The organism is Novosphingobium barchaimii LL02, from assembly GCF_001046635.1.
Classification (GTDB): Bacteria; Pseudomonadota; Alphaproteobacteria; order Sphingomonadales; family Sphingomonadaceae; genus Novosphingobium; species Novosphingobium barchaimii.
Map to the genome: position 1 here is coordinate 309,511 of NZ_KQ130452.1, position 24,296 is coordinate 333,806.

The 24,296-nt window shown below is 63.8% G+C and carries 24 protein-coding genes and 3 tRNA genes; 14 read left to right on the plus strand and 13 right to left on the minus strand.

Features of this window, described 5'->3' with window-relative positions; translation table 11 throughout:
* Nucleotides 1–47: 47 nt before the first annotated feature.
* The 5 genes from V474_RS01510 (at nucleotide 48) to V474_RS01530 (ending at nucleotide 4,923) form a co-directional block, all read left to right on the plus strand.
* Nucleotides 48–1,073 (plus strand): aspartate-semialdehyde dehydrogenase, encoded by a 1,026-nt coding sequence (locus V474_RS01510; RefSeq protein WP_059149800.1) that lies wholly within the window; start codon nucleotides 48–50, stop codon nucleotides 1,071–1,073.
* 77 nt (nucleotides 1,074–1,150) lie between these two features.
* On the plus strand, nucleotides 1,151–1,687 hold the full coding sequence (locus tag V474_RS01515; RefSeq protein ID WP_059149801.1) for a DUF1993 family protein: 537 nt from the start codon (nucleotides 1,151–1,153) through the stop codon (nucleotides 1,685–1,687).
* On the plus strand, nucleotides 1,684–2,127 hold the full coding sequence (locus V474_RS01520; protein ID WP_059149802.1) for a GFA family protein: 444 nt from the start codon (nucleotides 1,684–1,686) through the stop codon (nucleotides 2,125–2,127). Before V474_RS01515 ends, V474_RS01520 begins: the two co-directional genes overlap by 4 nt.
* Nucleotides 2,128–2,154: 27 nt before the next feature.
* Nucleotides 2,155–2,913, plus strand: a complete 759-nt coding sequence (locus V474_RS01525) for an alpha/beta fold hydrolase (RefSeq protein ID WP_059149803.1) — start codon at nucleotides 2,155–2,157, stop codon at nucleotides 2,911–2,913.
* A gap of 165 nt (nucleotides 2,914–3,078) precedes the next feature.
* A complete protein-coding gene (locus tag V474_RS01530; protein WP_059149804.1) occupies nucleotides 3,079–4,923 on the plus strand; it encodes a M2 family metallopeptidase in 1,845 nt (614 codons plus the stop codon).
* Here V474_RS01530 and V474_RS01535 read toward each other — a convergent pair.
* The 6 genes from V474_RS01535 to rpsF form a co-directional block, all read right to left on the minus strand.
* Nucleotides 4,874–5,638 carry a sulfotransferase family 2 domain-containing protein gene (locus V474_RS01535; protein WP_059149805.1) on the minus strand — a complete coding sequence of 255 codons (765 nt, stop codon included), beginning with the start codon at nucleotides 5,636–5,638 and terminating at the stop codon, nucleotides 4,874–4,876. The two genes, V474_RS01530 and V474_RS01535, sit on opposite strands and share 50 nt — an antisense overlap.
* Nucleotides 5,639–5,896: 258 nt before the next feature.
* Nucleotides 5,897–7,324 carry an AMP nucleosidase gene (locus tag V474_RS01540; protein WP_059150722.1) on the minus strand — a complete coding sequence of 476 codons (1,428 nt, stop codon included), beginning with the start codon at nucleotides 7,322–7,324 and terminating at the stop codon, nucleotides 5,897–5,899.
* Between the two features lie 175 nt (nucleotides 7,325–7,499).
* Nucleotides 7,500–7,991 carry a GNAT family N-acetyltransferase gene (locus tag V474_RS01545; protein ID WP_059149806.1) on the minus strand — a complete coding sequence of 164 codons (492 nt, stop codon included), beginning with the start codon at nucleotides 7,989–7,991 and terminating at the stop codon, nucleotides 7,500–7,502.
* An 86-nt stretch (nucleotides 7,992–8,077) separates the two neighbouring features.
* Complete coding sequence (gene rplI, locus V474_RS01550; RefSeq protein WP_043975401.1) at nucleotides 8,078–8,674, minus strand: 50S ribosomal protein L9; 597 nt, start codon at nucleotides 8,672–8,674, stop codon at nucleotides 8,078–8,080.
* Between the two features lie 14 nt (nucleotides 8,675–8,688).
* The gene (rpsR, locus tag V474_RS01555; RefSeq protein WP_039284546.1) at nucleotides 8,689–8,913 is read right to left on the minus strand and encodes a 30S ribosomal protein S18; all 225 of its coding nucleotides are present in this window, start codon (nucleotides 8,911–8,913) and stop codon (nucleotides 8,689–8,691) included.
* A 4-nt stretch (nucleotides 8,914–8,917) separates the two neighbouring features.
* On the minus strand, nucleotides 8,918–9,280 hold the full coding sequence (gene rpsF, locus V474_RS01560) for a 30S ribosomal protein S6 (protein WP_059149807.1): 363 nt from the start codon (nucleotides 9,278–9,280) through the stop codon (nucleotides 8,918–8,920).
* Between the two features lie 268 nt (nucleotides 9,281–9,548).
* Here rpsF and V474_RS01565 point away from each other — a divergent pair, with 268 nt between their 5' ends.
* The 3 genes from V474_RS01565 (at nucleotide 9,549) to V474_RS01575 (ending at nucleotide 12,551) form a co-directional block, all read left to right on the plus strand.
* Nucleotides 9,549–12,206 (plus strand): M1 family metallopeptidase, encoded by a 2,658-nt coding sequence (locus V474_RS01565; protein ID WP_059149808.1) that lies wholly within the window; start codon nucleotides 9,549–9,551, stop codon nucleotides 12,204–12,206.
* A 143-nt stretch (nucleotides 12,207–12,349) separates the two neighbouring features.
* Nucleotides 12,350–12,425 (plus strand) — tRNA-Ile (locus V474_RS01570).
* Between the two features lie 49 nt (nucleotides 12,426–12,474).
* Nucleotides 12,475–12,551, plus strand: a tRNA-Pro gene (locus V474_RS01575).
* Between the two features lie 159 nt (nucleotides 12,552–12,710).
* Here V474_RS01575 and V474_RS01580 read toward each other — a convergent pair.
* Nucleotides 12,711–13,379 (minus strand): glutathione S-transferase, encoded by a 669-nt coding sequence (locus V474_RS01580; RefSeq protein ID WP_059149809.1) that lies wholly within the window; start codon nucleotides 13,377–13,379, stop codon nucleotides 12,711–12,713.
* Nucleotides 13,380–13,515: 136 nt separating this feature from the next.
* Here V474_RS01580 and V474_RS01585 point away from each other — a divergent pair, with 136 nt between their 5' ends.
* Nucleotides 13,516–14,751 carry a polyhydroxyalkanoate depolymerase gene (locus V474_RS01585; RefSeq protein ID WP_059149810.1) on the plus strand — a complete coding sequence of 412 codons (1,236 nt, stop codon included), beginning with the start codon at nucleotides 13,516–13,518 and terminating at the stop codon, nucleotides 14,749–14,751.
* 43 nt (nucleotides 14,752–14,794) lie between these two features.
* Here V474_RS01585 and V474_RS01590 read toward each other — a convergent pair whose 3' ends face one another.
* Both V474_RS01590 and V474_RS01595 read right to left on the minus strand, forming a co-directional pair.
* Nucleotides 14,795–15,799, minus strand: coding sequence for a polysaccharide deacetylase family protein (locus V474_RS01590; RefSeq protein ID WP_059149811.1), 1,005 nt, complete (start codon nucleotides 15,797–15,799; stop codon nucleotides 14,795–14,797).
* A 55-nt stretch (nucleotides 15,800–15,854) separates the two neighbouring features.
* Nucleotides 15,855–17,807 carry a sensor histidine kinase gene (locus V474_RS01595; RefSeq protein ID WP_059149812.1) on the minus strand — a complete coding sequence of 651 codons (1,953 nt, stop codon included), beginning with the start codon at nucleotides 17,805–17,807 and terminating at the stop codon, nucleotides 15,855–15,857.
* A 254-nt stretch (nucleotides 17,808–18,061) separates the two neighbouring features.
* Between V474_RS01595 and V474_RS01600 the strand changes: the two genes are divergently transcribed.
* Together V474_RS01600 and V474_RS01605 are read left to right on the plus strand one after the other, a co-directional pair.
* Nucleotides 18,062–18,526 carry an Lrp/AsnC family transcriptional regulator gene (locus tag V474_RS01600; protein WP_043975394.1) on the plus strand — a complete coding sequence of 155 codons (465 nt, stop codon included), beginning with the start codon at nucleotides 18,062–18,064 and terminating at the stop codon, nucleotides 18,524–18,526.
* A gap of 13 nt (nucleotides 18,527–18,539) precedes the next feature.
* Nucleotides 18,540–19,061 (plus strand): hypothetical protein, encoded by a 522-nt coding sequence (locus tag V474_RS01605; RefSeq protein ID WP_059149813.1) that lies wholly within the window; start codon nucleotides 18,540–18,542, stop codon nucleotides 19,059–19,061.
* Here the strand turns inward: V474_RS01605 and aroQ are convergent.
* The 4 genes from aroQ to V474_RS01630 all read right to left on the minus strand — a co-directional run bounded on the left by aroQ (nucleotide 19,025) and on the right by V474_RS01630 (nucleotide 20,882).
* Nucleotides 19,025–19,462 carry a type II 3-dehydroquinate dehydratase gene (aroQ, locus tag V474_RS01610; RefSeq protein ID WP_059149814.1) on the minus strand — a complete coding sequence of 146 codons (438 nt, stop codon included), beginning with the start codon at nucleotides 19,460–19,462 and terminating at the stop codon, nucleotides 19,025–19,027. The two genes, V474_RS01605 and aroQ, sit on opposite strands and share 37 nt — an antisense overlap.
* Nucleotides 19,463–19,548: 86 nt before the next feature.
* Nucleotides 19,549–19,884, minus strand: coding sequence for a hypothetical protein (locus V474_RS01615; RefSeq protein ID WP_407938308.1), 336 nt, complete (start codon nucleotides 19,882–19,884; stop codon nucleotides 19,549–19,551).
* Between the two features lie 67 nt (nucleotides 19,885–19,951).
* Nucleotides 19,952–20,365: a holin family protein gene (locus V474_RS01620; protein WP_059149816.1), complete on the minus strand. Its 414-nt coding sequence runs from the start codon at nucleotides 20,363–20,365 to the stop codon at nucleotides 19,952–19,954.
* Nucleotides 20,366–20,805: 440 nt separating this feature from the next.
* A tRNA-Pro gene (locus tag V474_RS01630) sits at nucleotides 20,806–20,882 on the minus strand.
* Nucleotides 20,883–21,233: 351 nt separating this feature from the next.
* Here V474_RS01630 and yajC point away from each other — a divergent pair.
* From yajC to secF, 3 genes are read left to right on the plus strand one after another with little or no spacing between them, the layout of a single operon-like run.
* A complete protein-coding gene (gene yajC / locus V474_RS01635; RefSeq protein WP_059149817.1) occupies nucleotides 21,234–21,569 on the plus strand; it encodes a preprotein translocase subunit YajC in 336 nt (111 codons plus the stop codon).
* A 60-nt stretch (nucleotides 21,570–21,629) separates the two neighbouring features.
* Nucleotides 21,630–23,240: a protein translocase subunit SecD gene (secD, locus tag V474_RS01640; protein ID WP_059149818.1), complete on the plus strand. Its 1,611-nt coding sequence runs from the start codon at nucleotides 21,630–21,632 to the stop codon at nucleotides 23,238–23,240.
* A 13-nt stretch (nucleotides 23,241–23,253) separates the two neighbouring features.
* Nucleotides 23,254–24,246, plus strand: coding sequence for a protein translocase subunit SecF (secF, locus tag V474_RS01645; protein WP_059149819.1), 993 nt, complete (start codon nucleotides 23,254–23,256; stop codon nucleotides 24,244–24,246).
* Nucleotides 24,247–24,296 lie beyond the last annotated feature (50 nt).

A 24,296-nucleotide genomic window follows, 5' to 3' on the forward strand; every position in this document is an offset into this window, starting at 1 on the left:
CCGCCTTCATACAGGCGCCGTTCGTGCGCTGCTGGAAGGATATTGCCATGGGTTACCGGGTTGTCGTCGTAGGCGCGACGGGGAATGTCGGGCGCGAAATCGTCAACATCCTGGCCGAGCGCGAATTTCCCGCAGACGAGATCGCCGTACTGGCATCGTCGCGTTCCATCGGGACAGAGATGGAATACGGCGACACCGGCCGCATGCTCAAGGTCAAGAACCTCGATCACTTCGACTTCACCGGCTGGGACATAGCGCTGTTTGCTGCCGGATCGGAAGCGACCAGGATCCATGCCCCGCGCGCTGCATCGCAGGGCTGCGTGGTGATCGACAACTCGTCGCTCTACCGCATGGACCCTGACGTGCCGCTGGTGGTGCCCGAGGTGAACCCCGATGCGATCGCCGGCTACAAGGCCCGCAACATCATAGCCAACCCCAACTGCTCGACCGCGCAGATGGTGGTCGCGCTCAAGCCGCTGCATGACAAGGCGAAGATCAAGCGCGTCGTCGTCTCCACCTACCAGTCGGTTTCCGGCGCAGGCAAGGACGGCATGGACGAGCTGTTCGAGCAGAGCCGCGCGATCTTCGTGGGCGACTCGGTCGAGCCGCGCAAGTTCACCAAGCAGATCGCTTTCAACGTGATCCCGCACATCGACGTTTTCCTGGATGACGGCTCCACCAAGGAAGAGTGGAAGATGGTGGTCGAGACCAAGAAGATCCTTGACCCCAAGATCAAGGTGCAGGCGACCTGCGTGCGCGTGCCGGTGTTCGTCGGCCACTCCGAATCGCTGAACATCGAGTTCGAAAACGAGATTTCCGCCACCGAGGCACAGGACATCCTGCGTGAGGCGCCGGGCGTGATGCTCGTCGACAAGCGTGAGGACGGTGGATACGTCACACCGGTAGAGGCCGTGGGCGACGGCGCCACTTACATCAGCCGCGTGCGCGAAGACCCGACGGTCGAGAACGGGCTGGCGCTGTGGTGCGTCTCGGACAACCTGCGCAAGGGTGCGGCGCTCAACGCGGTACAGATCGCGGAACTGCTGGGCCGCCGCCACCTCAAGAAGGGCTGAGTTTTCGCGCACCGGGCCGGTTGAAAAGCCGGCCCGGTGCGCGCACCTAAGCCTCTCAGGATTCATGGGAGGTTTGCGTGGACGCAGTTGAAACGAAGAAGGCGCTGGAATTGCTCGCTAGCCGGCTCACGACCCTGTCCGGTATTCTGGACAAGTCCGAAGCGGCGGACGGAGCGAACCTCGACGATCTGGCCGCCGCGCGTCTGGCCGAGGACATGCACCCGCTGTCATGGCAGGTTTCTGCGGTCTGCACGCAGGCGCAGCAGTTCCTGGACTGGTGCCATGGCGAGGAGCAGCCCAATGTGGTCGGTTCTATCACCGGATGGAGCGCGGCGCGCGGCGTGCTTGCCGATACGCTTGCCAAGGTCAACGCCGCCGCCGCTGAGGAGATCGCGGCGCCGGCGGAAAAGCGCATCACGATCGCGCAGATGGGCGTTTACGTCGATCTGACGGCGCAGCGCTATCTTGACGACTGGATCCTGCCGAACCTCTACTTCCACCTCAGCATCGCCTATGCGGTCCTGCGGATGAAGGGCTCGCCGCTGGGCAAGGGCGAATTCATGCAGCACATTCTGGGAGACCTCCGACCGATCCCGGCGGAAGCGCAGGCATGATCCAGAGCATGACGGGCGGCTGCCAGTGCGGCCGCATCCGTTATACAGCGCAAGTGGAACCGGAAAAGGCGTACTTGTGTCACTGCAAAATGTGCCGCAAGGCGACCGGCGGCGTGTCCATCGCCTTTGCCAATGCGCCGCATGACAAAGTGACATGGCACACCGAGCCGGACTGGTACCAGTCCTCGCCGATCGCGCATCGCCCGTTCTGCTCTCATTGCGGTACGCCCCTGGGGTTCGCGTTCCTGGAGGGCGGCAATCTGGATCTGACCGTGGGCAGCTTCGACGATCCTTCGCCTTTTCGCCCCAGCCAGAACTACGCGATCGAAAGCATGTTGACCGCCTGGGCGGACGTGCGGCACTTGCCGGGCACCGCCAGCGCGGAAAATCCCAACGTGGTGAAACGATGGCAGGCGGCAGGGCTGAAGCTGCCCGATTGACCACCCTGATTTTGAGCGAGTTTGCCAGTGACTGATGTGAAGACCGAGTTCGTCGAAGGTTTCGGCGGCGCGAAGTTGGCGGTTCATTCGCTGGGAGACGCCGGCGGGCGGCCGCTGCTGCTGCTCCACGGACTGTTTTCCAGCGCCGAGGTGAACTGGATCAAGTTCGGCAGTGCTCGCATCCTTTCCGATGCCGGGTTCGAAGTCTTCATGCCGGACCTGCGAGCGCATGCACAGAGCGACGGGCCGCACGATCCGGCTGCTTATCCAGCCGACGTGCTGGTGCAGGACCTGCAAGCCGTGGTCACCGCGCTGTCCTTGCGCGATTATGATCTCGGCGGCTTCTCGTTGGGTTCGCGCACGGCGGTACGGGGCGTTCTGGCGGGCCTTGCGCCGCGCAAGCTGGTGCTGGGCGGCATGGGCCTTACCGGCCTCTCCGGCTGGGCGCGGCGCAGCGCGCATTTCGTGGACGCCATCGACCGTTTCGGCACCATCGAGCGGGGTGACAAGGCGTTCGTCGCGCAGGCTTTCATGAAGACGATGAAGATCGACCGGGTTGCCGCGCGGCTGCTGCTGGGCTCCGTGGACGATACTTCGGCCGATGCCATCACGCAGGTGACGATGCCGACGCTATGCGTGTGCGGCGCCGAGGACCACGACAACGGTTCAGCGCAGGAACTGGCCGCGGCGCTGCCGCACGGGAGCTATGCCGAGACGCCCGGCAACCACATGTCGTCGGTGACTTTCAAGGACATGGGGCGCGCAATCGCGGAGTTCCTGGCCTGAGTTCGCCTGGCCCACGATTAGGGTAACGCTAGAACAGCGGACAGCATGTGAACCGGCGCTGCCTTGCGGCTTCGGTCACGGCCGGGGAAATCCGCTCGCCCATGTTGATCTGCGGCCATTGCAGGCTAGTCTCCGGCCCATTCAAAAGGTCAGAGAGGTTCCCCCATGAAGTTCGCTTCCACCGCGCTGGCAGCGCTTGCCGCCAGCCTGTCGTTCGCCGCCGTGCCGGCGCTTGCTCAAGGGGCGGCGCAGGCAGCGCCCGCCTATCCGCTGACCGCCGAGGGCGCCGCCAGGTTCGTAGCCGATGCGGAGAAGGACCTGTCCGACTTCTCTCTCGACAACAATCGCACCAACTGGGTCAACTATACCAACATCACCGAAGACACCGACGCGCTGGCCGCAAAGTCGAATGGTGACCTGACCGAAAAGCAGGTGAAGTACGCGGTCGAGGCGGCGAAGTTCGCGAAGGTTTCCGGGCTGGATGCCGACGTGTCGCGCAAGCTGGGCATCCTGCGCCAGGGCATCGTCCTGCCCGCGCCGACCACCCAGGGCGCGGCGGCCCAGCTCAGCGAGATCACCACGCGCATGACCTCCACCTATGGCAAAGGCAAGGGAACGCTGGACGGCAAGCCGATCAACGGCTCCGACATCGAGGAGCAGATGGGCAACGCGGAGCGCACGCCCGCGCAGCTGGCAGAAATGTGGACCAGCTGGCACGACAACGTCGGCAAGCCGATGAAGGGCGACTACGTCAAGATGGTCGGCATCGCCAACGAAGGCGCGCGCGAGCTTGGCTATGCCGACGTTGGCGCGATGTGGCGTTCGGGCTACGACATGACGCCCGAGCAGTTCGCCGCCGAAACGCAGCGCTTGTGGAAGGAGACCAAGCCGCTCTACCTCGCGCTGCACACTTACGTGCGCCGCAAGCTGAACGAGAAGTACGGCGACGCCGTGCAGCCGCGCACTGGCCCGATCCGCGCCGACCTGCTGGGCAATATGTGGGCGCAGGAGTGGGGCAGCATTTACCCGCAGGTTGCACCGGCCGGGGCCGGTGACCTTGGCTACGACGTGGGCGACCTGCTGAAAGCGCAGAAGAAGACGCCGGTGGACATGGTGAAGGCGGGCGAGGGCTTTTACTCGTCGCTCGGCTTCGATCCGCTGCCCGATACGTTCTGGACCCGTTCGATGATCGTGAAGCCCGCCGACCGCGAGGTGATCTGCCACGCCTCGGCCTGGGACGTCGACAACAAGGACGACATCCGCATCAAGATGTGCACCAAGGTGAACGCGGAAGACTTCACCACGATCCACCACGAACTGGGCCACAACTACTACCAGCGCGCCTACAACAAGCAGCCGTTCCTCTACCTCAACGGCGCCAACGACGGCTTCCATGAGGCGATCGGCGATTTCGTGGCGCTGTCGATCACCCCGCAGTACCTCGTGCAAATCGGGCTGCTCGATAAGACTAAAGTGCCCAGCGCCGACAAGGACACCGGCCTGCTGCTGCGCCAGGCGATGGACAAGGTGGCATTTCTGCCATTCGGCCTGCTGCTCGACCGTTACCGCTGGGGTATTTTCGACGGAACCATCAAGCCCGCCGATTACAACAAGGCGTGGACGAAGATGCGCCTCGAATATCAGGGTATCACCCCGCCCTCGGCGCGGCCCGACGATGCCTTCGATGCGGGCGCCAAGTACCACATCCCCGGCAACACGCCTTACACGCGCTATTTCCTGGCGCGCATCCTGCAGTTCCAGTTCTACCAAGCGGCGTGCAAACAGGCTGGCTGGAAGGGCCCGCTGCACCGCTGCAGCTTCTACGGCAACAAGCAGGTCGGCGCGAAGCTGAACACGATGCTGGCAATGGGTCAGTCCAAGCCCTGGCCCGAGGCGCTGAAGGTGTTCACCGGTTCGCCGCAGATGAGCGCCAAGCCGATGCTGGAATACTTCGCACCGCTCAAGAAGTGGCTCGACGAGCAGAACAAGGGCGAGAAATCCGGCTGGTAGTCAAACAGGCATTGCGCCACAACGCGAAGTCCGCAGCGTAGAAGTCCTTCACGAAGGCGTACTGGCTCGGACTGAGCGTTGGCGGCGCAGTGCCGGTGCGGCCGTTGAGGCGGGGCAGGTCGTCCAGCGCCGGCAGTCCCACGATTTGGCCAAGCCGGTCCAGCGCTTCGTAGGGAACCAGCCGGTCGATACGGCAGGCGCCCTCGGAGTCGGTGAGATACCAGCTTTGCGGGCGGAAGATGTGGTCGATGTTGAACGGGCTGCGTGCGCAGGCGAGATGGTCGATGGCGTCGTCTATGCCCTCGAACGCCTGATACCGCGCGTTGAACGGCCGGGCGACGCGCCGGTCGCGGGTGCCGCCATTGCTGGCATAGGCAAAGGCTGAAAGAAACCGCGCGACCGGATCGCGCACGATGGCGAAGCTGGGCAGGTCGAGCACATCAGGCGCGACCATGGCGTAATACCGCACCGTCTCGTGCTTGATCTGTTGGCCATAAAGCTGTTCCGACACCGAGGTACCGGCGTTCTTGGGCACATGGATAAACAGCATCCCGCTGCCCCTGATGGTAGCGATGCGGTTCCGCCGCCGGGCATTGGGACGGTAGGGAATACGCGACCGGGCCATGCGCTCGGGAACGTCGCTGACGAGACGAACCCGGAAAGCGGATGCGATCAGGCGATTGATGTGCGTTTTGGACGAGGTGGACTGGTGCATGACCGCGAGACTATCGAGCCCGTTTCGGCTGACGATTTCACAATGTTGCAGGAGGGGAAGAGGAAGACCTGGGACCATTGCCCCAGACCTCCTTCAATGTTGAGGGTACGCATGCAGCCTCGTTTTGCGCCCGCTTATCTCCGGGAGTCATATAGGCTGCGGCGGCAAGGCGTGCGCAAGGTTGCTGCACGCACTACGACGACAGTACAGGGGTCTGGGGCAACGGCCCCAGGTTTTCCCCTTAGTAGCCTGAACCCCTTACCGGAACGGCGGCTCGTTGAACGCCCGCAGCTTGCGCGAGTGCAGACGGTCGCCCTGTTCGCGCAGCAGATCGCAGGTGATCAGCCCGATTTTGAGGTGGCTGGCGATGGCTTCTTCGTAGAAGCGATTCGCCTGGCCCGGCAGTTTCAGTTCGCCGTGGAGCGGCTTGTCGGAAACGCAGAGCAGCGTGCCGTAGGGGACGCGGAAGCGGTAGCCCTGGGCGCTGATCGTGGCGCTTTCCATGTCGATGCCGATGGCGCGGCTCAGCGAGAAGCGCTTGGCGGAATCGGTGTAACGCAGTTCCCAGTTACGATCGTCGGTGGTGACGATGGTGCCGGTGCGCATCCGCTTCTTCAGGTTCACGCCGCCGCCGCTGACCATTTCGGCTGCTTGCGCCAGTGCCATCTGCACTTCGGCGATGGCAGGCAGCGGGATTTCCGGCGGCAGAACCGGGTCGAGGACATGGTCGTCGCGAAGATAGGCATGGGCGAGCACATAGTCGCCAATGCGCTGGCTTTCGCGCAGGCCGCCGCAATGGCCGATCATCAGCCATGCCTCGGGACGCAGGACCGCGAGGTGGTCAGTGATGGTCTTGGCGTTGGACGGGCCGACGCCGATGTTGACCAGGGTGACGCCCGAGCGGTCCTCTCGGATGAGATGGTAGGCGGGCATCTGGTGGCGGCGCCATGCGGTGTCGGACAGGCGCGCGCGGGCGTTGTCGACCGGCGCGTCGATGTAGAGACCGCCGGCGCCGGAGAGCGCGACATAGCCGTTCGAGCCCACCTGCTTGCCTGCCCAGTCCACGAACTCATCGACGTAGCGGTGGTAGTTGGTGAACAGTATGAAGCGTTGGCAATGGTCCGGGCTGGTACCGGTGTAGTGCGCCAGCCGGGCAAGGCTGAAGTCCGTGCGCAGGCCATCGAACAGGGCGAGGGGCTGGGGTTCGTCCTCTCCGAAGATGTGGATGCCATCGGCGATCTCGTCGCCGATCATGGCAAGGTCGGTGCTGGGGAAGTGTGCCGCCAGCTCCTGCGGCGTCACTGCGCCGACGGGGACGCCTTCAAGGACGTAGGGGAAGGGGATTTCCTGCCCCGATGCGCTGACCGTGAATTCCACCTCGTACTCGGCCTCGATCCGGCCAAGTTGGTCGGAGAGATAGTCTGCGAAGAGGTGTGGCCGGGTGACCGTAGTGGCGTAAGTGCCGGGCACTTCGAGGCGACCAAAGGCGCGCGAGGCGCTGGCGGCGCGTTCGGTGCCGCGATAGGTGATGCGCAGCTCCGGATAAGTCCAGAGGCGCTTCTCGCGGCGGTCGGCTGGGGGGAGAGTGCCGTGCTCGACAAAGGCGGTAATATCGGCCTTGAGAGTGGATACAGCGGCTTCGTATACGCGGACCAATTCCGCGATGGTTTCTTTCATCATCTGCATGGCCATCTATTACGCAATCTTCGTTTCGGCGCAATAGGGGGCCTTCGGGGCAGGGGTGTGACGGGTTGGGGGCTTTGCGCCGGGGGCTTCGACAGGCTCAGCCTGAGAGGAGTTCAAACCACATTTCTTATGAACCCCGCTCAGGCTGAGCCTGTCGAAGCCCCCGGCGGCACGGCTAAAGCGCCAGCGCCAGATACGTCACGGTCTTGCCGTTGCCGAGCAGCGCTTCTCCCACAGGCGCGAAGCCCAGGCTGCGGTGGAAGGCTTCGGAAGCCGGGTTGGGCGGGTCGGAATTGACCTCGCAGACGATGCGTTCGTATCCGGCCGCGCGGGCGGCCGCGAAGAGGTGGGCGTAAAGCTGGCGGGCAAGGCCGCGGCCGCGCGCCTGCGGTGCAGTCACGACGCGGTCGATATAGACGAAGCTGGCGTAGCGGGCCTCGAACCAACGATAGTTATCGCTGTCATAAGCGGCGCCCTGCGCGAAGGCGATAAGCATCGCGTCGATCATGCCGATCCGCGCGGCCAGGAACGCTTCGTCCACCAACATGCCGATTCGGGCTTCGTCGGCGAAGGAAAGCTCTATGGCATGGGCGTTGTTGAGCGCCATCATGGCAGCGCGCAAGGTAGCGTCGGCGCGGTAGTGGGCGGAGTTGATGGCGTCGAACATGAAGCTCCCCGATAGATAGGAAAAAGCCCTCGCTCCATAAGGGAGCGAGGGCTTTTTGTTCCTTAGGCAAAAGCCGCGGGGAAAGCTCAGGCCTGAGCTTCGCCCTCTTCGGCTTCTTCCTCGATCGCGATTTCGCCGGGTTCGGCGTTCGGATCGTAGGCTTCCGTAAAGCCCGAGACGTCCTGTTCGAACATCGCGGCCATCACGTCCACACCCTGCGTCTGCAATTCGGCTTCGTCGGCCGAGCGGGCGACGTTGACCTTGATGTTGACGGCAACTTCGGGGTGCAGGCTGACCTTGACGTCGAAGACGCCGAGGGTCTTGATCGGGCGTTCCAGCACGATCATGTGCTTGGCGACGTTCGCGCCTTCGGCCTTCAGGCCGTCGACGATGTCACGCACCGAAACCGAACCGTAAAGCTGGCCCGAGTTCGACGAAGCGCGGATCAGGATGATCTGCTTGCCGTCGACGTTGCCCGAATCGGCCTGGGCAGCCGTGCGGCGCTCGGCGTTGTCGGACTCGATCTTGGCGCGGTTGGCCTCGAAGACCTTCTTGTTGCGCTCGTTGGCGCGAAGAGCCTTCTTGTTCGGCAGCAGGTAGTTACGAGCGTAACCGTCCTTGACCGAAACGACGTCACCGATGGCGCCGAGCTTCTCGACGCGCTCGAGGAGGATGATATCCATGGGTCAGACCCTCCTTACTTGACGATGAAGGGCAGGAGGCCGATGTGCCGGGCGCGCTTGATCGCCTGGCTCAGCTCACGCTGCTTCTTGGCGGAAACCGCCGTGATGCGGCTGGGGACGATCTTGCCACGCTCGGACATGAAGCCCTGCAGCAGACGTACGTCCTTGTAGTCGATCTTCGGCGCGTTCTTGCCCGAGAACGGGCAGGACTTGCGGCGACGGAAAAATGCACGTGCCATGGTGTCAGTTCCCTTCGCGTTCGCGGCGGCGCGTACGCTCGCGGTCGGTCTTGCGCATCATGACCGAAGGGCCTTCCTCGTGCTCTTCCACGCGGATGGTCACATAGCGGATCACGTCTTCGTTGATCGAAGTCTGACGCTCGAGCTCGGCGACGGTGGCGCCGTTGGCTTCGATGTTCAGCATCACGAAGTGCGCTTTGCGGTTGCGCTTGATCTTGTACGCGAGATTCTTCAGGCCCCAGGTCTCGGACTTGATGACCTTGCCCTGGTTGGTCTCGACGATCTCGGTGGCGGCGGCGGCAAGTGCATCGACCTGCGCCTGGCTGAGATCCTGGCGTGCCAGGAAAACGTGCTCATATAGAGCCACGGCAACTTCCTTATCTCTGTCTAACCGATCGCTGGCTACCCGCGGGATTGCGGGGCCCCTCCGGCTTTCGTTGGGTTTCCCGGCGGTCTTGTGACTGGGGGGAAGGCGGGCCCTTACCGGATTCTCACGGGAATGCAAGTCCAGCGAGGCGGCAACGGCGTCTGCGTGGGAACAAAGTCTTGCGTGCAAAGTTGCGCACAAGGGTAAATTTGTTGCGTGCGGGAGATCGGACGTTAGCTAGTCCATCCCCCAGGAAAACGAGTCGCCCATGAAAATCAATGTTCGCTGCGCCGTGTTGGCGCTTCTTGCAGGTGCCGCCATGCCGCTACCAGCTCTTGCCCAGTCGTCCACCTCAAAGGGTGCCACCGCCGAGACGGTGACCACGCAGCTTCCGCGCAGCGTTCGCCCCAGCCATTACGACGTTACCGTAACCCCTGATGCGCAGGCTCTGACCTTCGCCGGCAACGCCGCGATCACGGTCGACGTGCTGGAGGAAACCCGCACGATCACGCTGCAGGCCGCAGATCTCGCCATCGCCAAAGCAGCGCTGGCGACCGCAGCGGGCAAGCGCATGGGCCCGCCCACCGTCACCATAGACAAGGAAGCGCAGACCGCGACTTTCACGTTCGCCAAGCCCGTGGCGCCGGGCAACTACGTCCTGTCGATCGACTACACGGGCAAGATCAACACGCAGGCTTTCGGTCTCTTCGCGCTGGACTACAAGGCGGCGGACGGCAGCGCCAAGCGCGCGCTGTTCACCCAGTTCGAGAACTCGGACGCGCGCCGCTTTATGCCTTCTTGGGACGAGCCGTTCTACAAGGCGACCTTCAGCCTCAAGGCCGTAGTGCCCGAGGGCGAGATGGCCGTTGCCAACCTGCCGGTGGAAAGCCGCAAGAGCGCAGGCAAAGGCCGAACGCTGGTCACATTCGGCACCAGCCCCAAGATGTCGACCTACCTCCTGTTCCTCGGCCTCGGCGATTTTGAGCGCAAGACCGTGCAGGCTGCCGGCACCGAAGTGGGTGTGCTGACCAAGCGCGGCGACCTTGCCCAGGCAGACTACGCGCTGGAGCAGTCTGCGGCGCTGCTGCCATGGATGAACGAGTACTTCGGCGAGAAGTATCCGCTGCCCAAGCTCGACCACATCGCGGCGCCGGGCCGCAGCCAGTTCTTCAGCGCGATGGAGAACTGGGGCGGCATCTTTTACTTCGAGAACGCGATGCTGCTCGATCCCAAGATCGCGTCGAATTCCCTGCGCGAGCGAATTTTCACCGTCGTCGCGCATGAGATGGCGCACCAGTGGTTCGGCGATCTCGTGACGATGTCCTGGTGGGACGACCTGTGGCTGAACGAAGGCTTCGCCTCTTGGATGGAAAGCCGGGCAACCGCGCAGTTCCATCCCGAATGGAAGCCCGAGCTGACCGGCGTGGGATCGCGCGAACTGGCTATGGCGCAGGACGGCTATGTCACCACGCACCCGATCATTACACCGATCAAGACGGTGGAAGAAGCCAGCCAGGCTTTCGATTCGATCACCTACTCCAAGGGCGAGGCGGTGATTCGGATGCTGGAGGCTTATGCGGGTTCCGACCAGTGGCGCACGGGCGTCCAAGCCTACATGAAGCGCTACAAGAATTCGAACACGGTCACCGACGACCTGTGGGCGGAGATGGAAAAGGCATCAGGCAAGCCCATCGCGCAGATCGCCCACGACTTTACACTGCAGCCGGGCATACCGCTGGTTAAGGTGACCGCATCATGCGCCGCCGGACAGACCAGCCTGACTCTTGAGCAGGGCGAGTTTACCCGTGACCGGCCGGGCAAACAGCCGCTGAACTGGCGCGTGCCGGTGCGCGCTGCCGGTCTGGACGGCGCGTCTGCCGAGACTTTGCTGCAGGGCAAGGGCGCGCTTACGGTGGCGGGCTGCGGCCCGGTGGTCGTGAATGCCGGACAGTCGGGCTATTACCGCGTGCTCTATGACGCCAAGACCTTCGCGGGACTGGCGAAGTCGATCGCCAAGGTGCAGCCGGTCGACCAGCTGGGCATCCTCAACGATGCGGCGGCGCTGGGCTATGCCGGCAACCAGCCGATGGCGAACATGCTCGACGTGGTGAAGGGCTTGCCCGCAGACGCCTCGCCGCAGGTGATGGAGCGAGCGGCCAATGTGATCGCGGGCCTCGCCGACTATGCGCGCGGCAACGAGAAGCGCGAGGCCGCGCTGTCGCGCTTCGCCTCCGCGCGGCTGTTGCCGGTAATGCAGCGCCTGGGCTGGACCCCGCGCGCCAACGAGCCGGTGACCGAGGGCGACCTGCGCGCCGCCCTGATCGAGACGCTGGGCGACCTTGGCGAGCCCAGCGTGCTGGCCGAAGCGCGCCGCCGCTTCGCAGCATCGAAGACCGACGAAAGCGCGATCGATCCCTCGCTGCGCGTGGCGATCCTGTCCGTGGTGGCCAAGAATGCCGATGCACAGACTTGGGACGCCCTGCACGAACTGGCGAAGGCGGAGACTTCGGCGCAGGTCAAGACCACGCTCTACTCGCAGCTCGGCATGGCGCGCGATCCGGCGCTGGCCGACAAGGCGCTGGCGCTTTCGCTGACCGATGAGCCGAGTGTGACCACCAGCCCGGTGATCATCACCTCCGTCGCGGCCGGCAACCCCGACAAGGCGTTCGACTTCGTTGCGGCCAATTACGATGCGGTCATGGCCCGCGTCGATAGTTCGGGCGCGACCCGCTACGTCGCCAAGCTGGCGCAGGGCAGCGCCGACCCGGCGATGGTCGAAAAGCTGAAAGCCTACGCACAGGCCCGCCTGCCGGCGGGAGCACGCCGTCCGGTCGATGAAGCGGTGGCCAAGATCCAGGACCGGATCAAGGTGCAGGAAACCCGCATGAGTGAAGTGGATGCCTGGCTGGCCAAAGCCGGCTATTGATCCGGGGGGCGCAGGAGCGGCATCGGTTGCTCCTGCGCCCACAGAGAAATGCACAAAGTTGCCAGAACCCCGCTTGCCTGATGGCGGATCCCCCGCTAACGGGCATCGGACCGGCTTCCTCGATGGGCCGGTAACGGCACGGCGGGCCTGTAGCTCAGCGGTTAGAGCTGGCCGCTCATAACGGCTAGGTCGCGGGTTCGAATCCTGCCGGGCCCACCAATGCCAGTCACCTGCGCCTTGGCGGGTGAATTTCATCGATACCCCCGGTCGGGGAGTGGCGCAGCCCGGTAGCGCGCTTGCTTTGGGAGCAAGATGTCGCAGGTTCGAATCCTGTCTCCCCGACCAATTTTCGCCAGCTTCCGCGGATTGCGGCGATAAGTCGAACGGCAGCAAATGGCGCCGGGAACCTTTCCTGGAGCATAATTCCCGGAATAGAATCGCCTCTCCGCAGACGGGGAGGAATCGAGCAGGCAGCCGGCCTCATCTGCCTAACCCACAGATCAATCAGAACTCCACGTCGAGTTCCTCCATTTCCTCCGGCTCGGCTTTTGCCGCCTCCACCCATTCGCGCATTGGGGCCCATTCGGCGATCGTGCGGCAATAGGCCGAGCATTCCGGGGGCAGGGCGACTGCATACGTCACGAATCGAGTAGTTACAGGGGCGTACATGGCGTCGGCGACGGTCGGCTGCGCGCCGAACAGGAACGGACCGCCGAAGGTCTGCAGACAATCGATCCAAATTGCCTCGATTCGCTCGATATCGGGGCGTGCGCCGGAGAAGACCGGGAATTTCTCGTGCCGCACCTTGAGGTTCATTGGCAGGGCTGAACGCAAGTTGGTGAAGCCGGAATGAATCTCGCCCGAGATCGATCGGCAGTGTGCCCGCGCGATTGGATCGGCGGGGAGCATTCCGGCGTAGGGAAACTGTTCGTTGAGGAATTCGGCGATGGCCAGAGTGTCCCACACGCTGGCGCCCTTGCAAGTGAGTCGGGGAACCAGGACAGAAGGCGAAAGCAGTAGCAGTTCGGCGCGGTTGGCCGCATCGTTGACGACGGTTTTCTCCACTACGTCCAGCCCGGCAAGACGGCACAGCAGCCACCCGCGAAGCGACCATGCGGAGTAGGTCTTGCTGGAGATCGTCAGCGTCGCGCGAATTTCGCTGGCTTGGGTCATGGGCCTCACTCCTGGTTTAATGCGGGGCACTTTCGCTTGCATCAGCCTATGATGCAGCGCAGCATGAATCCAGAGCCGATTGCAGCCGTCTGTTCGAATCGCGGCGGTTGCAGCGGGATCGCGGAGAATGCTGCATATGCTCTATCAGGCCTACCAGGCATATTGCGACACGCTGGCACCGGCCCGCTTCGCCGCACGCACGGCAACCGGCATTCGCGACAAGTTCCTGGGCAGGGCCGAAAAAATGCCCTTCGCGCGGCGCCTCTTCGCGCTGGCCGAGACGTTCGAGAAAGCGGCCGTCACCCATGCCCGCCCACCTTACGCGATCGGCCAGGTCCTTTCGGGCAACACCATGACCCAGGTTGTTGAAGAAGTGGCGCTTTCGCTGCCGTTTGGCGACATGCTGCATTTCGCCAAGCCCGAAGTCAGCGTACCTCAGCCCAAGGTTCTCGTCGTCGCCCCGCTGTCAGGCCATTTCGCCACGTTGCTGCGGGGTACGGTGGAAACGCTGCTGCGCGACCATGACGTCTATATAACCGACTGGAAGAACGCGCGTGACGTGCCGCTTTCCGCCGGGGAATTCGGTCTGGACGACTATATCGACTACGTGATTCGCTTCCTTCAGGAACTGGGCGACCCGGCCGAGAAGCGCGGCGCGCATGTGCTGGCGGTGTGCCAGCCCTGTGTTCCGGTGTTGGCTGCCGTTGCTTTGATGGCGCAGGACGACGACCCGTGTCAGCCGCGCACGATGTCGCTGCTGGGCGGCCCGGTCGACGTGCGCGAATCGCCCACGGTAGTGAACGATCTTGCCAATGCGCAGACGTTCGAATGGTTCGAGAAAAACCTCATCCACACCGTGCCGTGGCGCTACAAAGGCGGGGGCCGCAAGGTTTACCCCGGTTTCATTCAACTTTCCGCCTTCATGTCGATGAATTCGGGACGCCACTACGCCCAGTTCCGCAAGCTCTACCAGCACATCGCCGATCGTGAGCAGGCCGAGGTCGACAAGATCGAGCACTTCTACGACGAGTACCTGGCCGTGCTCGACCTCACGTCCGAATTCTATCTCGAAACGATCGACAAGGTGTTCCAGCAGGCACTCCTTGCCAAAGGAGAACTGACGCACAGGGACCGCAAGGTGGATTGTTCGGCAATCCGCAAGACCGCGCTGCTCACCGTCGAAGGTGAGCGCGACGATATCTGCGCCGTGGGGCAGACGGCGGCGGCGCATCTCCTGTGCACCAGCCTGCGCCCGCATCTGAAGCGGCACCACCTGCAACCGGGCGTGGGCCACTACGGCGTGTTCTCGGGCTCCAAGTGGGAGCGCGAGGTCTATCCGCAGGTCCGCAACATGATCCTGGCAATGGCCTGATCGAACTTACCGTTGCGGATCAGGTCCCAGGCGGTTTCCGGCCTCAGCCCGATTTCACCGATGCCATGATATCGGCCACGCTGGTCGGTTTCACACCGCGCTTTTCAAGGTGCGTGAACAGAGCGCGCCACCAGTCGTAAAGCGCGTCGAGGTCCGCCTCGTTGCGCACGTAAGGGGTATGGCCCGGTGCCAGCGAGGGGCTGTGGAATGAAAACACCAGCACAGGCAGGCCTTCGTCGATGGCGATATCGACGCCGCGCAGGGCTTCTTCTGTCGTAATCCCCTCGGGCGTCAGCGGGATGCGTTCGAGCAGGCCCACTCGGGCAAGCACGCCGCGCACCTGCGGCGCACGCCAGAGGTGAGGGTAGATCACATTGCCGACCTGGCGCAGCGGTCCCCAGTAGACCGTCGTCAGCGGCAGTTCGAGCAGGCTTTGCTCGGCATCGGTCCAGTAGGGGCGGAGCGGATGTTGGCGGTAGTTGGGGCCGCCGGCAGAACTGTAGTCCCAGCGCGCGCGCACCGAGGTGTCGATGGCGATTCCGCATTCGCGCAGGATTTCGGCCGTGCGTGGGCCCAGGCCATACCGGCCGGCGCGGTAGATCTGCGGGGGAACACCGAAAGCGCTCTCGATCCGGTCGCGCAGTGTATGGAGTTTTTCGCGTTCCAGTTCGAAGGGCAGGTTGCCCGCGAAGCTGTTGAATTCGTTCACCTCCTCGACGAAGGGCGGGCTAACCCACGGGTGCAACTGCACTCCGACTTCCGCGGTCCCGCGCGTCACTGCATCACCGATCGCCTCGGGTGCGAAGGAGGAGCAGGCGACCGGCCAGTCGATCAGGTACGAGGGCACGACCCCAAAGCCTTCACAGAACTGCTGGAACTTGCGCAGAGCCGGCACGGTGACGACGCTGTGTTTTTCACGGTCAAGCGGAGCCGACCAGTCGAACTCCTCTTCGGTGTCGACGGTTACGATGAAGCGCTGCCCGAAGTCCTTGCCGAACGAGGCAAAGGCATTCTGGCCTGGCGGCTCCAGGAGATTGGGTCCCGGCAAAAAACTTTCCCCTCTGCGGGTCGCATCCGTCAGGCTGACAGGGTCTGGTAGTGCTTTAGGGCGAAAAGGTTGCCGAAGTGCTATTGTCCGCATTTACAGTGGTCAAGGCAGGCAAGGACAGGTGCAACGCATTGTCGATGCGCTGTAGCATACCCCCGGCCGCAGCAGCTTCTGCCACGGCGAGACGCAAGGTGAAGCCGATCCCGAACATGCCGGTGGCAAGCGATTGCCCGCGCTCCCCGGCGACCGCCTCGAACAGCGTATCGGGATCGCGCGCGGCCAATACGGACGGCAAAGCGACCGTTATGCACGCCATGCCCGCGCCGGAAGACCAGCCCAGTTCGAGTGCTTCGCCCGGCGCGGTGGAACTGGCCAGCGCGGCGAACAGACGCCAGATCAGCCGTTCCACTTCGGCGCGGGCGACCCGCACGGGCAGGCTGGCGGCGGACGGGTCGGAGGCGAGCGCGAAGCTGCTGCCGCGCGGTTCGGTCCAGGTGCGCAGCCGCACCACTGTCTGGGCAAGGACGCGGGCAAGGTCGCACTCACCCTCGTCTAGCGGCAGTGCGCCGGTTTCCAGCTTCACCAGCCGGTCCAACTCCTCGAAACCGGCGAGAATATGGGCGCAGTCTCCTGCGATGGCGGCGGCCAGCGCGCGGTATTCGTGCGGGGCGGGGCCGTAGAGCTGCTGCTGGATGATCTCGGCGGCAACCTGAATGGCATTCGCAGGCGTACGCAGTTCGTGCAGCACTTCGCGCATGCGGTCGGCTTCGGCGGTGTCCGCGGCGGGCGCCGAGGGCGGAGCCATAGGCGGGGAAGGGCGGCGCAGGCGGCCGCAATAGCCAATGAAACCACCGCCCTCGAACCGGGCGATGGCATCGACCTGCCAAGTGCCGCTGACCGCCGGGGCACCTGCTACTGCAATGCGCACCGCGCGCAGCGGCAGGCGCTGGCGCATGGCGACGGCAAGATCCTGCGTATTTGCACCCCCGTCCTGCGCGGCGGGCAAGCTGAGGCCGATTACCGAGGACGCATAGGGGCCGTCCGCCCAGGCGATCCGCCCGTGCACGTCCGTGGTAAAATCGATCGCCAGCGCCAGCCGCACGGTGATGGGCGCGGTATCGCCCAGCGGCAGGCGCGGTGCGTTAGCGTCGGCATTGGCGCTTGCACCCACGGCGCCCTGCATCGCGCGGGCCTTGCGGAATTCCTCGATGCGCCGGACGATGGCGCCGATCCCGGCCTCACCGGAATTTGCCCCGCCGGACCGGCCATCGCCTGAATGGTCCGCATTGGCGGCTTTTAGCTGCAGGTCCTTGTGCTGCTGGGCCGCGCGGGCCTTGGCCCAGTCGCTGAGCGAGGTGGGCGCGGGCGGCGCGGTGTCCATGCCCAGCAGCTCCAGCACGTCGTCCGACATGTCCTGATCGACGGCGATATTGCCGGTCGGGGCATTGAAGGATGCGCGAGGTTCTTCAGGAAGCGGCGCTTCGGGGTCAGGCTCGAACTCGAGGTCGGGGGCTGAAACGAAGTCCGGTACGGCGGCTGTAGCTACAGCGTCATCTTCGTAAGTGGCGGGCGGCAGAGCACGGTCGCCCACGCCCAGCCGTTCCAGCAGCGCCTCGACGCGAGGCGGCAGGTCTCGGCGGTGACGCAAGATACCGCGCGCGCGCACGGGCAGGGCGGGGATCAGTGCCAGCCAGTCCTCATCATCCAGCCGAGCGGCGCGAATCGCAGCGCAGGCGACGTCGGGTTCAGCCTGAGCCAACCATGCCAGCAGGCGCGGGTTGGTCATCGCCTGAAGCGGTGCGCGCAGCAGGCGGGCACGGTCTGCGGTCGGGATCTGGCGGCCCAGCTCCTGTAGCCGCGTGAAGCCCGCATCCACGGTTTCGCTGGGTTCACGGGCGTTCGGGGCCCGGCCGAGAATATCGACGAGCTGCCTGAACTGGATACGCGCCAAGCCATCCCCAGAGGGCGGCAGGCGCAGAACCGTGGCAAGGCGATCGTCGAAATGCATTCAGTCTCCGGCGGTGCTGCCGTCATGGCAGACCAGTCCTTATGGGCCTCTATGTTTACTATAAGGAAAACAACAGGGGGAGACCCTCCTAGCAAACCCGTGGGGGAGAGGAAGAGGCCAGTTCGGCACAGCATAGCAGGCGTTGCAAAGCGGGACGATTACGCTATGGCATAATAATATTACGGCGCACTGGCCTTTTCGATGTGTAAGTTGCAACGCGGTGATGCCAAAGCACTCCGCCGGGGAAAATTCGAATGATCAATCTCGATGAAATCGATCGCCGCCTGCTTGCCGAGCTGCAGGCCGAAGGTCGGATCACGAATGTCGAGCTGGCCCAGCGCGTGGGGCTGACAGCGCCGCCGTGCCTGCGCCGCGTGCGTAGCCTTGAGGAAGCGGGCGTGATTCAAGGCTATCACGCCGATCTTGATGCGTCGAAGCTGGGCTTCACGATCACCGTCTTCGCACTTGTCAGCCTCAAGAGCCAGGCCGAGGAATCGCTGCGCGCCTTCGAGGACCATATGAAGGGTCTGCCCGAAGTGCGCGAGTGCCACATGCTGAACGGCGAGATCGACTTTATACTGAAGATCGTCAGCCGCGACCTGCAGAGCTTCCAGGAATTCCTCACCAGCAAGCTCACGCCAGCGCCCAACGTGGATAGCGTGAAAACCTCGCTGACGATCCGTACCGCGAAGAATATTCCGGGCGTGCCGCTAGGCTGAACAAGTGGCGGCCATGACGAAATCCTCGCGGCGGTCGGTGCTGGTTGCGGTTGTCGCCGCATTGCTGGCGGCGAATGCCTGGTGGTTCTTCCTGCGCGCGCCGGAACCGCAGACTCCTGTGTTCGAGCTGGGCAGTACCGGCGGCCTGACGGTGAACGTCGATGCCGCCGCCGCAGCGTCCGCGCCTTTGTTCGACCCGGTTCGCGATGGCTGGACGGTCGGCGCTGCCGCCGTCCAGGATTTGTCTTCGAGAGTACGCAGTTCGGCACCCGTCGATACCGCTCCCGTCGTTAGTTTCCTGACGGCGCGCTTGGCTGACGATGCCAATTCGGAGCAGGTGCGCCGTGCTTTGCTGAGCCTCGTGCGCCAGCGGATATGTTTCGTGGCGCTGGTGGATCAGGCGGCCCTGCCGAAAGGCGGCGGATACGCCGCCACTCCGGTTCACCGTATCGTCTCCGTGCGTGGAAACGATGGTGAAGTGGTCGGCTGCGCGCCGCCTCAGAACCCTGCCGCGGCTTCCAAGGCCACTATATAGCTCTGCGCACCAAAACCGGCGACGGTGCCCTTTGCACCCATGCCGACCCAGGACTTGTGGCGAAATTCCTCGCGCGTGTGCGGGTTCGAGAGGTGGACCTCAATGACCGGCACCTTGATCGAACGGATCGCATCCAGCAGCGCGATTGAGGTATGGGTATAGGCGCCGGCGTTGAGTAGCACCGCGTGGGCGCCGCCGTCCTGCGCTTCATGGAGCCAGTCGACCAGCGCGCCTTCGTGGTTGGACTGGCGCATGTCGATGGTCATGCCGAGCGCCTCACCCCGCGCGGCCAGCATCGCGCCGATATCGTCCAGCGTCTGCGAACCGTAGATTTCGGGTTCGCGTTTGCCCAGCCGATTGAGGTTGGGGCCGTTGAGCACATAGACCAGCTTATTCGCCATCGCTTGGAAATTCCCGTGATCGTCAGGCGCCGAGCTTTAGCGGGGCGACCGGCGGGCGCAAGTCGCCTCAGGCCGGGCCGCCGCTGTCATTGCGGGTTGGGCAGGGGCGGGCCCGGCGGCATGTCTGCCGCGGGGGCAGGCGCCGCCTCGGGCGCTTCGGGGGCGGGACCGCCCAGGTCCTCGTCCGGTGCGCTGTCCTCGGAGCCGCCATCGCCCGCGTAGAAGGCGGCGAGCGACTGGTCGTTGTCCTTCAGGCGCGCGGCGGACGCCTCTTGCTTGGCCTTAAGGGCGGCGGATTCTTCCGCTGCCGTGGCCTGGGCCTGAGCGAGCTGCTTTTCCAGTTCGTCCTCGCGTGAGGAACCGCAGGCTGCGAGGGCAACGGGGAGGCAAAGAGCGGCAAGCCGCGCGGTCATGCGAAACACTCGAACGCTCCTGGGTGGTGCGGGTGGGATTGGTCCTTGCCTTTAACACGCGATGGTTAGCGTTTGCTTAGCGGTCGGACCCGCGGGTCTTGCCCCACTGCCGCATCGCCGAATACCCGAGGTAGCCGGTTCCGAACAAGGCATAGAGCGGCTCTGGAATGCCGTTAAGGTAGGCGCTCATGCTTTCGCCAATAGCGCGGGCGGTGCCGGGGCTGAGTGCACCGATCATACCCATCGGCAATGCCCAGAGAATCATGACATAGATGACGTAGAGAAAACTCGGCCGTGCGCGGCTGGTCCAGGGATCAGCGGAGTTGGCCTCGGCGACGATGGCCGAGAGGCTGGCCTGCAACATTTCCAGTTCCTGCGAACTCTCCAGCTTGAGCAGTTCCAGCTTGGCGCGGTCGCGCGCTTCAGGGTCGGGGACGACCTTGTCGATAATGCGGGTGATGGGGCCGAGCAGCGAATCGAGCAAAGCCATGAGCGAGTCCTTTTTGGATAACTCGCCACAAAATAACCATATCGGTTCGTGTAGGAAAACGGTTTCTGGCCGCTGATGCTGCCGTGCGTATCAGAGGCTATTCAGGAGCAATCAGACATCAGCCGGTATGGGGCGCCCCAGGTAACTGGTATCTCCGCGCTTGCGCGCTTCCCAGGCGTTCGTGCGTTCGCGGGCGTACGTCTTTTGGACACGAACCCTGCTGATGCCATACCGCTCAGCAAGCTCGCCGAAGGTGGCGCCATCGATAACGGCAATGTATATTGCGGCATTGCGCTCGTTCGTGGAACCTGGATTTTCTGGGGCCATCGGCTTGCTCACCCGTTCAAACGGCGCAGGACGCCGCGCATAGTTTGCCGCGTCGCCAGTTGCTGATACGAAAACGCCGTCTCCCGCACGAAGCAGGAAACGGCGGTTTTTCTTGGTCGGGACGAGAGGATTCGAACCTCCGACCCCCACACCCCCAGTGTGATGCGCTACCAGGCTGCGCTACGTCCCGACCGGAGCGCGGCCTATAGGCAGGTCCTTTCGGATACGCAAGCGCCTCTTGCCAGGAATTTGCCGGCGCCGCTTTTTCCTGGTGCTTCGGAGCCTCCTGTTATCAGACCGGAGTTTTTCACCGCGCCTGCGGGGCGCTTGAACGTACCGCGCCACGGCCTATCTGCATGCCTGTCAGCGGGGGAAGCGCGGTGCGCGCGCGTTGCCAGCGGTGCGCTTTATTGCTACCCGCGCGCATCCGGTTGCGTCCGGTCCGGGATTTTTTCCGACGGGATGCACGGCCGGCTGGCGTGCGATTCGCTCACAGGCGCGCCGCGAAGCCGGCACGAAACAAAGAAGGCCCATCATTTCCATGCAGACCTCGATCCTCGCTCAGCTTGCCGCCGCCGCACCCGCCGGTGCGCCGCCGGCCTGGATTACGTACATGCCGTTCGTAGCCATGGCGCTGATCTTCTGGTTCCTCATCCTGCGCCCGCAGATGAAGCAGCAGAAGGAGCACAAGAATAAGCTTTCCTCGCTCAAGAAGGGCGATGAAGTGCTGACCGGCGGCGGTTTCGTCGGCAAGATCGTCAAGGTCGACGATAACTACGCCGAGATTGAACTGGCGCAGGGTGTGAAGGTCAAGGCGCTCAAGTCGACGATCGTCGACTTGATCCCGCCGGCCGGCTCCAAGCCCGCGAACGACTGATCCGGCCGCAATTCCAGGACGCGGCAACGCCCGCGTCCCTTTGGAGAGAAGCGATAGGCAATGCTTGAATTTTCCACCTGGAAGAAGGTCTGGTACTGGGGGCTGACGCTGGTCCTGTGCGCGCTGGCGCTGCCGACCTTACTGTCCGTCACCAACATCCGCTGGCCCGAAGCCATCCCGCATCCCAAGATCAACATGGGCCTCGACCTTGCGGGCGGCTCGCGCCTCCTGCTCGAGGCGAACCGCGACCAGGTGGTCCAGCAGCGACTGGAGGGCATGGAGGATTCGGTGCGCACCAAGCTGCGTACCGCCGAGCCGCGCATCGCCATCGGCGACGTGTCGAGCCGGGGAGGACGCCTGTCCTTCACGGTGCGCGACAGCGCGCAGGTCGACGCGGCGCGTGAAGCCATCCTTCCCCTGACCACCGGCGCGGGCCTTTCCGGCCAGCGCGACTGGGACATTCAGGTCGTCAACGGCAACCAGTTCGTCCTCGCCCCCACCACCGAAGGCATCGACCTTGCGGTAAGCAATGCGATGGAGACCGCCGTCGACGTCGTACGCAAGCGTATCGACGCTCTGGGCACCAAGGAGCCCGATATCCGGCGCCTTGGCGGCACCCGCATCGACGTTCAGGTCCCCGGTCTGCAGGACCCTGCTGCGCTGAAGGCGCTGCTTGGTCAAACTGCAAAGCTCGAATTCAAGCTGGTCGACGAGACCGCCGTGCCCAGCGATCTGGCGCAGGGCATCGTTCCTCCGGGCGACGAGATCGTGCCTTATGCCGACGCCGGCGCAGCGGGCGGACAGGCTCCGCTCATCGCGGTGAAGCGCCTTGGCGGCATCAAGGGTGACGAACTTACCGATGCCAAGCAGTCCTTCGAATCCAAGACCAACCAAGCCGTTGTGTCGATCACCTTCAACCAGCAGGGCGGTGAGAAGTTCGCCCGGCTGACGACCGAGAACGTCAACAAGCGCTTCGCCATCATCCTCGACGGAAAGGTGCTTTCCGCGCCCAGCATCAACGAACCGATCCTGGGCGGCAGCGCGCAGATTTCGGGCAGCTTCAACGTCCAGTCGGCCACGCAGCTCGCCATCGCGCTGCGATCTGGCGCACTGCCGGTCGACCTGACCGTGGTCGAGGAACGCACAGTCGGTCCCGACCTCGGCGCGGATTCGATCAACAAGGGCGTCGTCGCCATGGCCGTCGGCACCGGCCTTCTGATGATCTTCATTCTCGTCACCTACGGCCGCTTTGGCATCTATGCCAATGTCGCGCTGGTCGTGAACCTGCTGATGATCCTTGGTGTCATGGCCGTGTTCGGCACCACGCTGACGCTGCCTGGCATCGCCGGCTTCGTGCTGACGATCGGCGCCGCGGTGGACGCCAACGTGCTGATCAACGAGCGTATCCGCGAGGAACGTCACCGAGGCCGGCGCGTCGTGCAGGCAGTGGAGATGGGCTACAAGGAAGCCAGCCGCGCGATCTTCGATGCCAACATCACCAACGTCATCGCCGCCGTCCTGATGGCCTATTTCGGTACGGGTCCGGTGCGCGGGTTCGCCATCGTCCTGCTGATCGGCATCGCGACTTCGGTCTTTACCGCCGTCACGCTGACCCGCATGTGGGTCGCCGGCTGGTTGCGCAAGGCGCGGCCCGCAGACCTGAACCTGTAAGGGGAGAGGACATATGAAGCTCCTCAAGCTCATTCCCGACAACACCAACATTCACTTCCTGAAGTGGCGGGTGCCTTTCTACGTCGTCAGCCTGCTGCTGATCGTGGCGTCCATCGGGCTTGTCGCCACCAAGGGCCTGAACCTGGGCGTCGATTTCGTCGGCGGTCAGGTGATCCGCGTCACGTTCGAAGGCAGTGCCGATGCGCCGGTGGCGCAGCTGCGCGAGGAAGTCGACAAGCTGGGTTACGGTGAGCCGATCATCCAGCGCTTCGGCCAGGCGAACGAGATCTCGATCCGCATGAAGCTGCCGGCGGGCGCGGACAAGAACCCCAAACTCGCCAATGCGATGGCGAGCACCATCAAGACCGACATCGTTAAGAACCACCCCGGGGCCAAGATCGGCAGTGTCGATTCCGTATCCGGCAAGGTTTCTGGCGAACTCGGGCGCAGCGCCATGCTCGCGCTTGGCTTGGCTGCGATCGCGGTGGCGATCTACATCTGGGTGCGCTTTGAATGGCAGTTCGGCGTTGGCGCCCTGTTCAGCCTCGTCCATGACGTGACGCTAACGCTGGGATTATTCGCGCTGACGCAGATGGAGTTCGACCTCAACATCGTCGCCGCTCTGCTGACGTTGATCGGTTACTCACTCAACGACACGATCGTCGTCTACGACCGCATCCGCGAAAACCTGAAGAAGTATCGCAAGATGCCGATGCCCGAGCTGCTCGACCTTTCGGTCAACGAGACTTTGGCACGTACCATCGTGACGTCGCTGTCGATGCTGATTACCCTGCTGGCGTTGCTGCTGCTGGGCCCTGACGTGATCTTCGGCTTCACCGCCGCGATCGTGCTGGGCATCTTCGTCGGCACCTACAGCTCAATCTACATGGCCGCGCCGATCCTGATCTGGCTGGGCGTGAAGCCTGACAGCTTCGTGACCACCGAGAGCGCGATTGACCGTCAGGACCGTCTCGCCCGCGAAGCGGGTACGCCGCGAAAGAGCTGACCCGCAAATTCGGTTTGCGAAAACGAAAAGGGCGGCGCGTGATGCGCCGC

Excerpts from the sequence above, each read along its gene's own strand:
- V474_RS01510 (WP_059149800.1), top strand. The coding sequence starts at position 48 with ATGGGTTACCGGGTTGTCGTCGTAGGCGCGACGGGGAATGTCGGGCGC.
- V474_RS01520 (WP_059149802.1), top strand. The coding sequence starts at position 1,684 with ATGATCCAGAGCATGACGGGCGGCTGCCAGTGCGGCCGCATCCGTTAT.
- V474_RS01530 (WP_059149804.1), top strand. The coding sequence starts at position 3,079 with ATGAAGTTCGCTTCCACCGCGCTGGCAGCGCTTGCCGCCAGCCTGTCG.
- V474_RS01535 (WP_059149805.1), bottom strand. The coding sequence starts at position 5,638 with ATGCACCAGTCCACCTCGTCCAAAACGCACATCAATCGCCTGATCGCA.
- V474_RS01540 (WP_059150722.1), bottom strand. The coding sequence starts at position 7,324 with ATGCAGATGATGAAAGAAACCATCGCGGAATTGGTCCGCGTATACGAA.
- V474_RS01545 (WP_059149806.1), bottom strand. The coding sequence starts at position 7,991 with ATGTTCGACGCCATCAACTCCGCCCACTACCGCGCCGACGCTACCTTG.
- rplI (WP_043975401.1), bottom strand. The coding sequence starts at position 8,674 with ATGGATATCATCCTCCTCGAGCGCGTCGAGAAGCTCGGCGCCATCGGT.
- rpsR (WP_039284546.1), bottom strand. The coding sequence starts at position 8,913 with ATGGCACGTGCATTTTTCCGTCGCCGCAAGTCCTGCCCGTTCTCGGGC.
- V474_RS01565 (WP_059149808.1), top strand. The coding sequence starts at position 9,549 with ATGAAAATCAATGTTCGCTGCGCCGTGTTGGCGCTTCTTGCAGGTGCC.
- V474_RS01580 (WP_059149809.1), bottom strand. The coding sequence starts at position 13,379 with ATGACCCAAGCCAGCGAAATTCGCGCGACGCTGACGATCTCCAGCAAG.
- V474_RS01585 (WP_059149810.1), top strand. The coding sequence starts at position 13,516 with ATGCTCTATCAGGCCTACCAGGCATATTGCGACACGCTGGCACCGGCC.
- V474_RS01595 (WP_059149812.1), bottom strand. The coding sequence starts at position 17,807 with ATGCATTTCGACGATCGCCTTGCCACGGTTCTGCGCCTGCCGCCCTCT.
- V474_RS01600 (WP_043975394.1), top strand. The coding sequence starts at position 18,062 with ATGATCAATCTCGATGAAATCGATCGCCGCCTGCTTGCCGAGCTGCAG.
- V474_RS01605 (WP_059149813.1), top strand. The coding sequence starts at position 18,540 with ATGACGAAATCCTCGCGGCGGTCGGTGCTGGTTGCGGTTGTCGCCGCA.
- aroQ (WP_059149814.1), bottom strand. The coding sequence starts at position 19,462 with ATGGCGAATAAGCTGGTCTATGTGCTCAACGGCCCCAACCTCAATCGG.
- V474_RS01620 (WP_059149816.1), bottom strand. The coding sequence starts at position 20,365 with ATGGCTTTGCTCGATTCGCTGCTCGGCCCCATCACCCGCATTATCGAC.
- yajC (WP_059149817.1), top strand. The coding sequence starts at position 21,234 with ATGCAGACCTCGATCCTCGCTCAGCTTGCCGCCGCCGCACCCGCCGGT.
- secD (WP_059149818.1), top strand. The coding sequence starts at position 21,630 with ATGCTTGAATTTTCCACCTGGAAGAAGGTCTGGTACTGGGGGCTGACG.
- secF (WP_059149819.1), top strand. The coding sequence starts at position 23,254 with ATGAAGCTCCTCAAGCTCATTCCCGACAACACCAACATTCACTTCCTG.